Origin of the sequence: Rhodopseudomonas sp. P1 (genome assembly GCF_039642825.1) — a bacterium.
Classification (GTDB): Bacteria; Pseudomonadota; Alphaproteobacteria; order Rhizobiales; family Xanthobacteraceae; genus Rhodopseudomonas; species Rhodopseudomonas palustris_H.
Genome location: NZ_CP088006.1, coordinates 4,527,066 through 4,539,388, shown reverse-complemented (window position 1 = coordinate 4,539,388; position 12,323 = coordinate 4,527,066). Strand labels below are relative to the sequence as shown.

Here is a 12,323-nt window from a genome sequence, read left to right as displayed (position 1 = left end):
CGAAGCGGCGGGCGCCGGGACACGCGATGGCCGAGGCTAGAAGCTCGGCCCGCGGGTCTATTTGATGCGTATCAATGTCCTGCGCGGCCTTGGGTCGCGGTTCAAATCCCGGCCGATGCCATCGCGCGGCCCAGGTGCTCGCGCAGCCGCGCCAGCGGTCCATCCTGTTCGCGCACCAGGCGAAAACCGAGGTGGATCGGTGGCAGGCCGGCCGAGCAGCCGCCGGCTTTGGCGTCGCGAATGAAATCGGAGACGTAGGCGCGGTGCAGCCCTTCGGCGATCCGCACGCCGCAATTGGCGGTCTGCGCCTGCGGCCGGCCGGCGGCGTCGATCGCGGTGCGATCGAAACAGGTGGTTGTCCATTCCCAGACGTTGCCGGACAGATCAAGCAGTCCGCGCTCGTTGGCGCCGAAGCCACCAAAGCTGCGCAAGCTGGCCGACAGATCGTCACGATCGGATTCGCGCTCATAGCGCGCGATCCACCGTACCGACGGATCGTCGCTGTCCGAGGCCAGCCCGTCATCCTTGAACTTGCTGCCGGCCGCAAACGCCCATTCGGCGTCGGTCGGCAGCCGGTAGTGTGCGCCGGTCTTGCGCGACAGCCAGTCGGCGTAGGTGGTGGCGTCCTGCCAGGATACCTGCACGGCAGGCCGGTCGGCGCGAACCGCGGTGTTGGCCCGCATCGGATGGCAGGCGCCATCGTCGACGCAGAGTTGATAGTCCACCGTGCTGACCTGATGCAGCATGATCGACAGCGGACGATCGAACTGCAGCTTGGTCTGCGGCGCCTCGATCTGCCGGCCATCGCGGGTGAATTCGCCGGGCAGCCGGTAGTCCATCGCGCCCGGAGCGATCTCGACCATCGCCTGCTGTCCGTCGAGCGCCGCGTCGCCGTGGCCGATCACCAGCGGCGTCACCGCCAACGGCGTGGCGAAGCCGGCGAGGGCAGCGAGGGCGATCTGGGCTTTGAAGGCGAGCAGCATGGCAGCAACCAGGTCATCTGTCCGTCATTGCGAGGAGCGAAGCGACGAAGCAATCCAGCTCCGATCGCTGGACTGGATTGCTCGCTTCGCTCGCAATGACGGGTGGGACGAGAGGGACCCGCGCGGACGCGGATCCCGGGGGCGGAGGTGATTAGTTCGTCGGACCGCCCGGGATCGGGCCGGGTGCGCTGACCTGCTTCATCAGGTCGTCGTTCCACTTGCCGTCGACCTTGAAATGCGCGGTGGCGCCGAGCTCGATCGCTTCGATCAGGTTGTGGTTGAGGTAGGCGTAAACGCCCGGCTGCTTGAAGGTGTAGAGCGCAGCACCGGCGGAACCGCCGCGAATGAACCAGGTCTCCAGGTTGGTCTCCGGCGGATTGGCGAACTTGCCGGTCTCCCAGACGTAGTCGCCGTGACCGCCGATCAGGTGCGGGCGGGTGTCGCGGTTGGCCTGCGAATGCACGATCAGCACGGTCTCGCCGACCTTGGCGGGCATCGCGTTCTTGCCGGTCAGCGCTCCGACCTTGCCGTTGAACACCACGTGGGTCGGGATCAGCTTGCGCATCACCTCGGCGGTGTCGATGTAGGATTCGGCCGGCGACGCATAGGCCTTGTATTTGCCGTTCTGGTCCTTCGGCACGTACATGTCCTGCTCGCCGATGTAATAGACCCGGTCGTAGCGCAGCGGCTTGCCGTTCCGATCCTTCAGGCCGTCACGCGGCAGCACCATGATGGCGCCGTTCATGCCGGAAACGACGTGCCACGGGATCATGTTGCCGCCGGGGGCGCAGTGATACACGAATACGCCGGAGCGATCGGCCTTGAAGCGCAGCACCACCTGTTCGCCGGGATTGATCAGCGTCAGCGCGCCGCCGCCGAGTGCGCCGGTCGAGGCGTGGAAGTCGATGTTGTGCGGCATGGTGTTGCTGGCGGGATTGACCAGCGTCAGTTCGACATAGTCGCCCTCATGCACCACCATCAACGGTCCGGGCATCGAACCGTTGAAGGTCATCGCCTGGAATTTGGTGCCGTCTTCGTCGATCACCACTTCTTTTTCCTGCACCACCATCTTGAACTCGACGACCTTGGGTCCATCCTTGGTGGCCTGCTGATGCGCGTGCACGAACGGCGGTGCGACCAGTTCGACCTTCTGGCGCGGCAGCTTCGAGACATCGTCTTCAGCGGCGGCCGCTGCCACGGTCGGCGCGCTGAGTAACAGTGCGGTGACGGCGGCGCTCAGCAGAGTATCTCGGCGGGTCATCATGGTAGAGGTCCTTGCGGCTGGATTGAAACTCGGCTGGCGCAACCATGCTCCTGCCGCGCCACCGCTGTTTGTCCCAGCACAAGCTCGCAGATGAATACCTTTCAACTACGGGCTCACCCGCATCCGTCATTCGTCGGATGTGACAACTACGAGGTGTAGGAACCCGCCGAAACGTTGTTGCGCGACAAAGAACGCCGCCGCCCCGGGCCTCAGCATGGCGGGTCAACGGAGACGACAATGTCGATTGACCGCACCCTCGTAGTCGAAGACGTGATGCGCCGATGGCCGGCGACGATCCGGGTGTTCCTGGATTTCAAGCTCGCCTGCGTCGGCTGCCCGATCGCGACGTTTCACACGATCGAGGATTCCTGCCACGAGCATGGCATCGCCGAGGCGCCGTTTCTCGCGGCGCTGCGCGAAGCGGTGGCGCAGTCTCAGGAGGTCTTGTCGTCGGGCGCCTGATCGGCCAGCACCACGAGCTGATGTGGCTCGCGCAGCACGATCTTCTGCCGGCCGCTTTCGATCAGGCCCTTTTGCTCCCAGCCCGACAACAGCCGGCTGACGGTGTGCAGCGTGGTGCCGGTCATCTGTGCGATGTCCTGCCGGCTGATCGGGAAGTCGATCTGCACCCCGTTTTCGACCTTGCGGCCGCTCTGCTTGGCGAGCCGCAGCAGCGCATGGGCGACGCGCTGCTCGACCTGCTGGGTCGACATCTCCACCACCCGGGAATGCGTCTCCTGCAGCCGGCCGCCGACGGTGCGCAGCGTGTTGGTGGCGAGCGCCGGATACTGCTCGACCAGCCGCGGCCAGGCCGCGGTCGGCCAGGCCAGCACGATCGAATCGTCGACCGCGGTGGCGGTCGCCGGATAGCGGTTGAGCCCGATCGCCATCGCCACGCCCAGCGTCTCGCCGGGCGCGACATAGCGCACCACGATCTGCTCGCCGGCCGGCGTCACCTTGCTGGCGCGGACGTGGCCGTGCAGCAGCACGAAGAACGAATGGGCGTCCTCGCCCTGCTCGAACACGTGGCCGTTCTTGGGAACCCGGATCGACCGCGCCTCGAGCAGCACGGCGTCGAGCTCCGCCGGGCTCAGCCCTGCAAACAGCGGCAGTTTCGCAACCACGGAAGTGTCGATCGTCGCCATCGAGGCTCTCGCGCCAGGGTTCGGTCCGCGCCAGCTAAATCGCGATTGACGGCGGGGGGCAAGGGGGAAGTCCAGGGAGAGATCTACGCGACAAGCGGAATATCGGTCAGCGGAAAGTCGTTGCCCTTGCACAGCAGGGGGCATTCAAAGCTTTGGCCAGCGCATAGGCGAAGCAATCTCCGTAGTTGAGAGCTGCTTTGTGGCCGGTCCCTTTCCCGAACCGCACATGCGCCGAACGCGCGTATCCGGCCTGCTCGGTGGTCACGGGCTCGATCCGGATGCGGGCCGCCGCGATGAAGTCATCAAGCCATCGTTCGGCTTTGGCCGGCTGAATGTCCTTTAGTCCACGAAGAACGATCGCGGCCTCCAGCAAATTGCCCGAGGATAGAACCGGTTGGTCGTCGGCGGCGATGAGCCGCGCAAACTGGGCTGCCTCTGGTTCCTCGCGAAAGATCGCAATGATCGCCGACGTGTCGATGACGATCACGTGGGCAATCCGTTCTCATCGTAGCCGAGAATCTCGTCTGGAGTTCTCCCGGTGTCAGGCAATGCGGCGTACCGGCCTCCGATTTTCAGCAGTCGTTGCGCGATCTGGTCGGTTTGGCGGCGACGATGCTCGCGTGCGAGCTGTTCGCGCAGCGCATTGGTCACCGCCGCAGTGAGGCTCTCCCCGGTCATGCGGGCCAGCTCTGTCGCTAACTGATGAGCCTCGTCGTTCTTGATGTTGAGATGCATGCGATCTCCGACTGGTAGAAAAATAGCATTTGTCTACCGCGCCCTGTAATTTGGTCTGGCGGGAGGCGCTTGACAAGGGGGGTGTCTAAGGGACGATATTCCTAATGCCGCATCCCGCGTCGAAAGGCGTTCCACGACGGTTCTCTCCGGCGATCCGGCGAGGACGGCCGCGGCCACTGATACCAAGGTCGCGCCTTTCGGCGCTCCGCCGCCCTCGGCCTGGTTGCCGCCGGGAGGTCCCCAGACCCGGTCACTCACGCAATCATTTGCGGGTAACGCTTCCGCATGCCCGGAGCGATCCTCCGCGCGCGACGTCAAATCAGCTCACACCGCCGCAGGCGTGTGGGCGAACACCACTTCGATCAGCGTGCCGGATTGCGGCGCGCTCTTGATGTGGAAGGTGGCGCGGTTGGCTTCGACCAGCGCCTTGGTCAGCGACAGGCTGACGCCGGCGGCTTCGGTACGGTCGCTCGGCGTGCGGAACGGCTGCAATGCGGCGGCGAGTTCGTCGTCGTTGAGACGGCTGCCGGTGTCGCGGACGCGCAGCACCACCTCGCCGGCATCGCTGAGCGCGGTCGAGACGATCACCTGTCCGCCGGCATTGGCCAGATGGATCGAGGTACTGATCAGGTTCATGACGATCTGGCGCAGCGCCTGTGCGTCGGCCACCACCGTCGGCAGCGAATGCGCCAGCGAGGTCCGGATGATGATGCGCTCGCGGTTGGCGCGCGGCTGCATCACCGCGACGCTCTGTTCGACCAGCTCATTGAGGTTGATGCTGGCGAAGGCGAGATCGAGCTTGCCGGTCTCGATCCGCGACAAATCGAGCAGATCGTCGACGATGCCGATGACGCGTTCGCCCGAAGCGCGGATGTCCTTCAGGTAATCGACGTAGCGCTCGTTGCCGAGCGGGCCGAACCGCTCCTCGATCATCACTTCGGCAAAGCCGATAATGGCGTTGAGCGGCGCCCGTATCTCGTGGCTGAGCCGCGCCAGCACATCCGCCTTGGCGCCGGCGGCGCGTTCGGCGAGCCGCTTGGCCTGGCTCAGTTCGGTCTCGGTGCGCTGCACCTGCGACAGATCGCGGAACACGGCGAAGAAATTCGGCCCGTCGGCGCGGGTCCGGCCGATCGTCATGGTGAGCGGAAACAGCCCGCCTTCGCGCACCTGGCCGAGCGCTTCGAGCCCGTGGTCGAGCACGCTCTGGGCGCGGCCGCTCTTGATGCTGTCCAAGTAATCGAGCACGGCGGCGCGGCTTTCCGGCGCGAACAGCTCGATCAGATTGTGCTGCGCCAGCGCGTCACCGTCGTAGCCGAACAGCGCTTCGGCGCTGCGGTTGGCGGCGCTGATCTGGCCGGCTTCGTCGAACATCAGCACGCCTTCGGCGGTGGTGTCGAGAATCGCGCCGAGTTCTTCGGCGTTCGCGGCGCCGACCACCGAGGGCGCATCCTCGAGGGCAGTCGCCGGCGCGAACGGCAATTCGGGCACCGCGGTCGGTGCAGGGGCGGGCGAGCAGATCAGCGCCAGCGCCTGATCGCCGTCCCAGGCGATCGTGAACAGTCGCGCTTCGGTCGGGGCTGCGTCACCACCTTGTGCGGCGGTGATGGTGATCGGTGTGCCGGTCTCCGAACTGCTGCTGGAATCGCCGACACCGGAGTCGACATACAGCGCATCGAGGCCGCCGGCCTCTTCGAGCGCGGCGACGCTCGGAAAGCCCATCCGCGTCAGGAATGCGGAGTTTGCATAGAGCAGACGGTCGAGCCGATAGATCAGCACGCCGACCGGCATCAGATCGAGCAGCAGGCGGTCGCGCGCGCTGACGCCGCTCGCCGGCGTGGGTGCCGGCGCGAGCCACTCGGCGCGCGGGGCCTCCGGCGTTTCGGCCGGTGCTGCTTCCTGTTCTGGCGCAACTTCGTCGTCGGCAATCGATGGAGCATCGGCGGTCGGCGGAGTCTCGCTTGCGAGCCGGGCTGCCAGTTGCTGCGCCAGTTCGTGGAAGGCGCTGTTCTCGCCCGGGGTCAGCGACGGCGCACGCGCGTCGTTGGCGGCGCGGAACGGCAGGACGTTTTTCGGGGTATCCACGGGCGTGTCCAAGGGGTTCAGGAGCGGGTCCAGAGCAGGGGCTTGGTCTGAAGCGGGGGTGTGCGGCGCGCGATCGGCCGACAGCGGCTGCGGCCGCGGCGGCGGTTCGTTCGAGCCGTGCCGGCGGAGCGCCGCGAGATAATCGAGCGCGGCGAGATCGCGGCAGACGCCGAAGCCGCGATAGCCGGCAAAGGCGCCGCCCTGATCTTGCACCGGCAGACCGGACATTTCGATCGGCAGCCGCAGCGCGGCGCCGTCAGCCGGCCATTGCAGCGTGATGCCGCTCCAGGTGTGGCGGGTGGCAAGTGCGGCCGCGACGAGACCTTCCGGATCGAGCCTGAGCCGGTCCGCGACTTCGCTCCAGCGCTCCCCGAGATTGGCGGCGGTATGCGGGCCGATCAGGCGGAGAAATTCGTCGGAGGCGATCGCCAGCCGGTCGGCCAGATCGATCTGCCAGACGAAGCGCAGCGGATGCCGGCGCGGCGCAGGCAGTTCGGGCGGCGTGTCGATGGCGGGTGCAGCGTCGGTTGCCGCCGGCTCTGCAGCGGCCTGCTCGGGTGCCGCGGATTGTTCGGTGGCCGGCTGCTGGTCGGTCTCGACGACGTCCGGTTCTGCCGGCTCGTCGGCGACGGCCTCGATGTAAGGCGAGGGCTCATGCGTCGTTGCAGGCGCGACAGGCTCTTCGACCGGGACCACCTCGGCGGCGGGCTGTTCGACAGGAGCAGCCGGCGGCGGCGGCGAAGGCGGCGCGTTGCTATCGACACTGTCCACCTGCGGTTGGGGTGCTGCAGGCTGCGCCTCGGCAGCAGGTGCGACGTCGTCGAGCAGCGTGAATTCGGCAGGCGCTTCGCTCAGGATCGCGAAGGTCTCGTAGTCGGGCTCAACCGCTGCCGCCGCGGTTTCGGCCGGCTGCTGATCCGATGCGGGTTCTGGAATACTCTCCTGTTCGACGGGCGGCTGCGACGCGCTGGACTCGTCGTTTGCTTCCGGCGCAACCGCGATCGGCTTTGCCACAGGCTCAGCAGCCTGCGGAGCTTCGACAGTCGGCTCCGTCTGCGTGGCCGGCTCAACCGGCGCCTCAACGGCCGTCGGATGCCGGGCTTCAAGCTGCGGTTCTGAATCAGGCCGAGGCTGCGGTTCTGAAGAATGAGCTTTCTGCTGCGGAGCAGGCTCCGTGATGGTGCCCGGCGCCAGCAGCGCAATCAGGCCAACATCCGCGCCGCTGCCGACCCGCTGCAGCACCAGATGGCCAAATCCGATCGGCGTCTCGGCGCGGCCGAGCCGCAGCGCGTCGGCGCGCGCCTGGTCGAGACCAGCCTCACTCAGATTGCGGAAGCCGAGCAACGTGCGCGCGGCGGCGCTGGAGCCGACGAACAGGCCGTCGCTGGCAAAAGCTGCGATCGGGGTATCGACGCCTTCGACCAGGCCGCGCAGCCGGTCGATCAGCGGCATCGGGCGGCCGATTGATTCTGCCGCGGCGATCAGAACGCCGGCGCTGCCATCGGCGAAAAAGAGCCGGGTGCAGGCGCAGGTCACCAGCGCGCCGAGCGGGGCGCCGAAGCCGCGCAGTCGTTCGAGCCGCGTCGCGCCGTTCTGCGGCAGCTTGGCGGCGAGCTGCGCGACCTGACGGCGATGCGGATCGGCGGGACGGAAGCTGCGGCCGGCGAGCTCGGCGGCATTGGCCGCGCCGAACAGCCGGGCGGCGACTGGGTTCGCCCAGAGCACGCGGCTGCCGTCGGTCGACCACAGCCACGCCGGCAACGTCCGGGTCGCGTGCACCGCGAGCCGGGGATCGTCGACCCCTCGCAATTGAAAGTCCCAGTTCGTCATCGCTACTCGTACGCTCGGCTCGCCAGCGGTTGCGCCTGTGGCCGACAGAGCGCGGGGCCTGAGAACCTTAACAATTCATTATCGCCAGCGGCTCCCGTTAGGTCCACGTTTGCGATGAAGCTATCCCGTCTTAAGCGCCGATAACCTTAATTTGGCCACGCCTGAGGACCTGGAAAGCCCTGATCGCGTTGGAAGGTTGCAAAACCATGACGATCGGTCACGATGCGCTAGTCGACATCCGCCGGTCACACCGGCGATGCGATAGGTCGGTAAGGTCTTCGGCGCCGGGTCGAGCAGCGGCGTAACAGGCGGAAGGAGCTGACGATGGATCAGGAAGAGCGTGATCGGTTCGAGATTCCCAAGGAAATGCGCTCGATGGCCGAGGCCGGGTTCGATCAGGCCCGCAAGGCGTTCGAGCACATGCTGTCCAGCGCCCAGCAGACTGCCGCCACCATCGAAGATCGCGGCGCCGCCGCCCGAGCCAATGCCAAAGAGATCACCGGCCGCGCCGTCAGCTTCGCCGAGCGCAACGTTCATGCGGCGCTCGACTACGCCCAGCAGCTCGTCCACGCCAAGGACCTTGGCGACGTGATGCGGGTGCACACCGAATACGTTCAGTCGCAGATGAAAGCGCTCGCCGAGCAGGCCAGCGAGCTCGGCCAAGTCGTCACCAAGGCGGCTCAGGACGTGGCCAAGCCGAAGAGCTGAGCCTTTACGTCCTAATCGGCCCGGCGGGGCACCGGCCCCGCCCACCACGCCCATGGCGCGAAATGTGGCAGTGCAATGCAATTCTATGTTGCATTGCACAATTTCTGTGGTATTTTGTAACGAATGGACGGCCTCGGTCGTCCCGGCTCGGCGTCCAGCCTGAAGATTGCGCAGGCCGCTCGCGCGGGTCACTTCGATTTGCCCCACCAGCGAAGGATGCCCCTATGGCCGACTCGAGCGATCCGTTTTCCACCGTGCTGCCGTTCCAGCTTCCGGAGCAGGTCCGCGCCTTCGCCGAAAAGGGCGTGTCGCAGGCCCGCGAAAGCTACGCCAAGCTGAAGGACGTCGCCGAGACCCAGAACGGCACCATCGAGGCGGTTTTCACCTCGGCCAGCAAGGGCGCGACCGATTATTCGACCAAGGTGTTCGACTTCGTGAAGACCAACACCAGCGCCAGCTTCGACTTCGCGCAGAGCCTGATCGGCGCCAAGACCCTGCCGGACGTGATGGAATTGTGGACCTCCCACGCCAAGAAGCAGATCGAGACGCTGACCGCGCAGACCAAAGAACTCACCGAGCTGACCCAGAAGGTCGCCGCCGAGACGGTCGAGCCGATCAAGGCCAACGCTTCGAAGATCTTCAAGCCGGCCGCCTGATCCGGCCCGGTTTTCAACGTTTTCAGGGCCCGGGCCATGCGCCCGGGCTTTGTCGTTGGAAGGTTGTTGTCGACAGCACCCCCGACATTGGTTTTGCAGCCGATCACGGACTTGCCAAAGCGCGGCGTTGCACCTAGTTTCCGCCCGTTCGCGGGCCACCTCGGCCGCGCCGGATGCAGTTGTAGCTCAGTTGGTTAGAGCGCCTGTCTGTGGAACAGGAGGTCGGTGGTTCGAGCCCACCCAACTGTACCACTCCTAAAATCTCTCTTTTCAGATCGATCAGCCGAACAGCCGCCGAAAAATCGTCGAGCGGGCCCAACGCGCTTGGCGCCTGCGTCCAAGACGGCGTGTGCAGGCCCGCGGCTGTGCGCGCACTCCCATAATACCGTTTCGGGGAGATTCTTCGTATTCACCTTAACTCTATCTTGATGCGCCTCGACCTAAGATTGCGACAAGTTGCGTTGAGTTTAGTAACCGGAGTTTGCGGATGCGCCTGAGTAAGCCGCGCATTGTCGTTTTGGGCATTGCTCTCGCCGCCGGCGCTGCTGCCGCGTTCCTGGCGAGCAGTTCGGACTCGGAGCGACCCCGCCAGGTCGCGGAGCCGACTCCCCAGCTGCAGACCGTCGATGTTCTCGTCGCGAAATCGAATATCGCGCTTGGACAGCTCGTCACCCCTTCGGATGTCCGCTGGCAGAGCTGGCCGGCCGACAGCGCCAGCGAGCACTTTCTCCGCCGCGACAAGATGCCCAACACCGAAGCCTTTCTGGCCGGGACAATCGCGCGCTCGCCCTTCGTTGCCGGCGAGCCGATCCGCGAAGTCAAACTGGTGAAGCCTAATGGCTCCGGCTTCATGGCGGCGATCCTGCCGACCGGCATGCGCGCCGTCTCGACGGAGATTTCGCCGGAAACCAGCGCCGGCGGCTTCATTCTTCCCAACGACAAAGTCGACGTGATCCTGACCAAGCGTGACAAGAGCTCCGACATTCCCGGCGCCAAGGACACGGTGACGTCGACGACGATCCTGACCAATGTGCGCGTGCTCGCGATCGACCAGCTGCCCAAGGAGCGGGAAGGGCAGAATAACGTGATCGGCAAGACGGCGACCCTCGAGCTCACAGGCGATCAAGCCGAGGTGCTGACACGGGCCCGGCAGTCCGGCACGCTGTCGCTCGCGCTGCGCAGCATGGCGGATGCCCGGCTTGTGGCCGAGGCATCGGATCAAGGCGACAAGCAGATCACCGTGTACAAAGGCACGGACAAAGAGCTCTACAGCTGCGCGCCTCTCTGCGAACGCCGGTGAGCCTTCCAAGAACCTCCACGAGGCGGTGAGCCTACCAAGGTGGACCGTCCCGCCTTGCCGGCGCTGCGCGGCGACTGAATTAGCCCAAAACCACCTGCCGAGATCGTCCCCCGGCCGGCCGCTTGCTGAGCGGGCGGTCGCCATCGCGTTGCGGTCTTCTGTTCGGAACGGAATGGCGGACGGTCACGTTGCTTGAAGCGAAACAAAGCGCGGGGAGCCGGCATGACCGACCGGGAATTGAGCGATCAGGCGATCGCCGTGTTGGTGGATGTGGCCCGGACAGCCGGCCGCGACCTCAATGCAGGCCAGCGGCTCGAACTCGACCGGCTGGTTTCGGATGGCCTGGTGGCCGTCAGTCATTCCGGCGATCCGGCCGGGCAGCGTCATTATCGTCTCACCGTGGCGGGGCAAACCGCTTTGGACCAACGCGGCGTCGGCGCCAACGAAGCTTAGCGTCCAGCCTCTTAGCGTCCGGCCTTGTCGCGCAGAGCCGGCTCGCGCGCTGCTTGCGAATTCCTCGCGTCTCACGCACACTCCGCCAATCAGCCAAATAACAACAAGGCGGCCGAACGCCTGCGGGGGAACGTCAGCACAGCAGGGGGCCGTCCATGATCTCGACCCATTCGATCTCGCCGCGCGTTCGACGTCATGGTCTTGTACTGGCCGCCAGCTTTGGTCTGTCATTGATTGCAGGTGCGGCGCTGGCCTACACCGCCGAGCAGCAGCAGGCGTGTACGGGCGACGCGATGCGGTTGTGCGGTGCGTTCGTTCCGGACGTCGACCGGATCACCGTCTGCATGGTGCAGAACAAAGCGCAGCTCACACCCGCCTGCCGCGCACAGTTCGGGCCGACGCCGGTGGCGATGCAGACAAACGAGGCCGTGCGCCGCAAACCAACCAGCCTCAAGCCCCGCAAACCTCACAAGCGCGAGCGGCAGTAACTGACAAAGCCTCCGCGGTTCCGGGATCTGCGCGACAGCTTGCCGCGTTGGTGCCGAAATCGACGCGCATATCTCGCGCCTGAGGAGAGCTTTGTGACAGACATCGATCACCGCGCCGAACTCGACCGCCATCTGCAGTGGTTCGAGTCCAAGCTACCACCCCGGCCGGCGCATTTCGTCGGTTGGCTGCGGCGGCCGTCATCAAAGTACGTTCGGCTGCCCCTCGGCGTCGCCCTGGTTGGCGGCGGCATGCTGAGCTTCCTGCCTGTTCTGGGGCTATGGATGCTGCCGCTCGGCATGGTGCTGATCGCCCAGGATGTGCCGGCGCTGGAGAAGCCGACCGCACGGACGCTGAACTGGATCGAGCGCAAATGGCTGGAGCGGCAACGCGGCCGCGGTGCGGATACTAAGCCGTTCGATGCTGATCAGCACGCGGCGGGCTCTGATACATCCGCCAAGAAAGCGGCCTGATCAGCAGCGTTGTCATCAAGCCGCTATTCAAAAACCGTCTTCGGGACTCAATGAGAGCCTGTGCGCTGCGTCAATCCCGGAACTGGTGTGACTCAAAAACCAGCCGATCGCTACAATCTGGCGAGGCGATGATCACTGCCTGCAATTTTATCTTTCACGAATCAACGAGCTGATTCACTTTGCCGCCAAGGTCAATCGGGAGGCCAGG

12 protein-coding genes, 1 tRNA gene and 1 pseudogene are annotated in these 12,323 nt (G+C 65.6%); 8 read left to right on the top strand and 6 right to left on the bottom strand.

Translation table 11 applies throughout. From position 1 onward, the window contains the following. Nucleotides 1-101: 101 nt before the first annotated feature. Together LRC39_RS20930 and nirK are read right to left on the bottom strand one after the other, a co-directional pair. A complete protein-coding gene (locus tag LRC39_RS20930) occupies nucleotides 102-983 on the bottom strand; it encodes an SUMF1/EgtB/PvdO family nonheme iron enzyme (protein ID WP_346295524.1) in 882 nt (293 codons plus the stop codon). A 151-nt stretch (nucleotides 984-1,134) separates the two neighbouring features. Continuing rightward, nucleotides 1,135-2,247 (bottom strand): copper-containing nitrite reductase, encoded by a 1,113-nt coding sequence (gene nirK / locus LRC39_RS20925; protein WP_346295523.1) that lies wholly within the window; start codon nucleotides 2,245-2,247, stop codon nucleotides 1,135-1,137. 237 nt (nucleotides 2,248-2,484) lie between these two features. Here nirK and LRC39_RS20920 point away from each other — a divergent pair, with 237 nt between their 5' ends. Next, nucleotides 2,485-2,709: a DUF1858 domain-containing protein gene (locus LRC39_RS20920; RefSeq protein WP_164573251.1), complete on the top strand. Its 225-nt coding sequence runs from the start codon at nucleotides 2,485-2,487 to the stop codon at nucleotides 2,707-2,709. Here LRC39_RS20920 and LRC39_RS20915 read toward each other — a convergent pair. From LRC39_RS20915 to LRC39_RS20900, 4 genes and pseudogenes are all read right to left on the bottom strand, one after another. Continuing rightward, the gene (locus tag LRC39_RS20915; RefSeq protein ID WP_107356749.1) at nucleotides 2,682-3,392 is read right to left on the bottom strand and encodes a Crp/Fnr family transcriptional regulator; all 711 of its coding nucleotides are present in this window, start codon (nucleotides 3,390-3,392) and stop codon (nucleotides 2,682-2,684) included. The genes LRC39_RS20920 and LRC39_RS20915 overlap by 28 nt on opposite strands. Nucleotides 3,393-3,475: 83 nt before the next feature. Next, nucleotides 3,476-3,879: pseudogene (locus LRC39_RS20910) on the bottom strand (type II toxin-antitoxin system VapC family toxin). Beyond that, on the bottom strand, nucleotides 3,876-4,127 hold the full coding sequence (locus LRC39_RS20905; protein ID WP_011159676.1) for a type II toxin-antitoxin system VapB family antitoxin: 252 nt from the start codon (nucleotides 4,125-4,127) through the stop codon (nucleotides 3,876-3,878). Before LRC39_RS20905 ends, LRC39_RS20910 begins: the two are co-directional and overlap by 4 nt. Before the next feature lie 324 nt (nucleotides 4,128-4,451). Further along, a complete protein-coding gene (locus tag LRC39_RS20900; protein ID WP_346295522.1) occupies nucleotides 4,452-8,039 on the bottom strand; it encodes a PAS domain-containing protein in 3,588 nt (1,195 codons plus the stop codon). 324 nt (nucleotides 8,040-8,363) lie between these two features. Between LRC39_RS20900 and LRC39_RS20895 the strand changes: the two genes are divergently transcribed. The 7 genes from LRC39_RS20895 to LRC39_RS20865 all read left to right on the top strand — a co-directional run bounded on the left by LRC39_RS20895 (nucleotide 8,364) and on the right by LRC39_RS20865 (nucleotide 12,115). Then, nucleotides 8,364-8,747: a phasin gene (locus LRC39_RS20895; RefSeq protein WP_107345756.1), complete on the top strand. Its 384-nt coding sequence runs from the start codon at nucleotides 8,364-8,366 to the stop codon at nucleotides 8,745-8,747. A gap of 224 nt (nucleotides 8,748-8,971) precedes the next feature. Continuing rightward, a complete protein-coding gene (locus tag LRC39_RS20890; protein ID WP_011159672.1) occupies nucleotides 8,972-9,403 on the top strand; it encodes a phasin in 432 nt (143 codons plus the stop codon). 175 nt (nucleotides 9,404-9,578) lie between these two features. Further along, nucleotides 9,579-9,655 (top strand) — tRNA-His (locus LRC39_RS20885). 235 nt (nucleotides 9,656-9,890) lie between these two features. Next, complete coding sequence (cpaB, locus tag LRC39_RS20880; RefSeq protein ID WP_346295521.1) at nucleotides 9,891-10,703, top strand: Flp pilus assembly protein CpaB; 813 nt, start codon at nucleotides 9,891-9,893, stop codon at nucleotides 10,701-10,703. A 222-nt stretch (nucleotides 10,704-10,925) separates the two neighbouring features. Then, nucleotides 10,926-11,156: a hypothetical protein gene (locus LRC39_RS20875; protein ID WP_107356741.1), complete on the top strand. Its 231-nt coding sequence runs from the start codon at nucleotides 10,926-10,928 to the stop codon at nucleotides 11,154-11,156. Between the two features lie 155 nt (nucleotides 11,157-11,311). Beyond that, nucleotides 11,312-11,644, top strand: coding sequence for a hypothetical protein (locus LRC39_RS20870; protein ID WP_346295520.1), 333 nt, complete (start codon nucleotides 11,312-11,314; stop codon nucleotides 11,642-11,644). 93 nt (nucleotides 11,645-11,737) lie between these two features. Continuing rightward, nucleotides 11,738-12,115, top strand: coding sequence for a hypothetical protein (locus LRC39_RS20865; RefSeq protein ID WP_346295519.1), 378 nt, complete (start codon nucleotides 11,738-11,740; stop codon nucleotides 12,113-12,115). Nucleotides 12,116-12,323: the final 208 nt, after the last annotated feature.

Coding starts and splice junctions, on each gene's coding strand:
- LRC39_RS20875 (WP_107356741.1), top strand. CDS start 10,926: ATGACCGACCGGGAATTGAGCGATCAGGCGATCGCCGTGTTGGTGGAT.
- LRC39_RS20930 (WP_346295524.1), bottom strand. CDS start 983: ATGCTGCTCGCCTTCAAAGCCCAGATCGCCCTCGCTGCCCTCGCCGGC.
- LRC39_RS20870 (WP_346295520.1), top strand. CDS start 11,312: ATGATCTCGACCCATTCGATCTCGCCGCGCGTTCGACGTCATGGTCTT.
- LRC39_RS20890 (WP_011159672.1), top strand. CDS start 8,972: ATGGCCGACTCGAGCGATCCGTTTTCCACCGTGCTGCCGTTCCAGCTT.
- LRC39_RS20920 (WP_164573251.1), top strand. CDS start 2,485: ATGTCGATTGACCGCACCCTCGTAGTCGAAGACGTGATGCGCCGATGG.
- LRC39_RS20915 (WP_107356749.1), bottom strand. CDS start 3,392: ATGGCGACGATCGACACTTCCGTGGTTGCGAAACTGCCGCTGTTTGCA.
- LRC39_RS20900 (WP_346295522.1), bottom strand. CDS start 8,039: ATGACGAACTGGGACTTTCAATTGCGAGGGGTCGACGATCCCCGGCTC.
- LRC39_RS20905 (WP_011159676.1), bottom strand. CDS start 4,127: ATGCATCTCAACATCAAGAACGACGAGGCTCATCAGTTAGCGACAGAG.
- nirK (WP_346295523.1), bottom strand. CDS start 2,247: ATGATGACCCGCCGAGATACTCTGCTGAGCGCCGCCGTCACCGCACTG.
- LRC39_RS20895 (WP_107345756.1), top strand. CDS start 8,364: ATGGATCAGGAAGAGCGTGATCGGTTCGAGATTCCCAAGGAAATGCGC.
- cpaB (WP_346295521.1), top strand. CDS start 9,891: ATGCGCCTGAGTAAGCCGCGCATTGTCGTTTTGGGCATTGCTCTCGCC.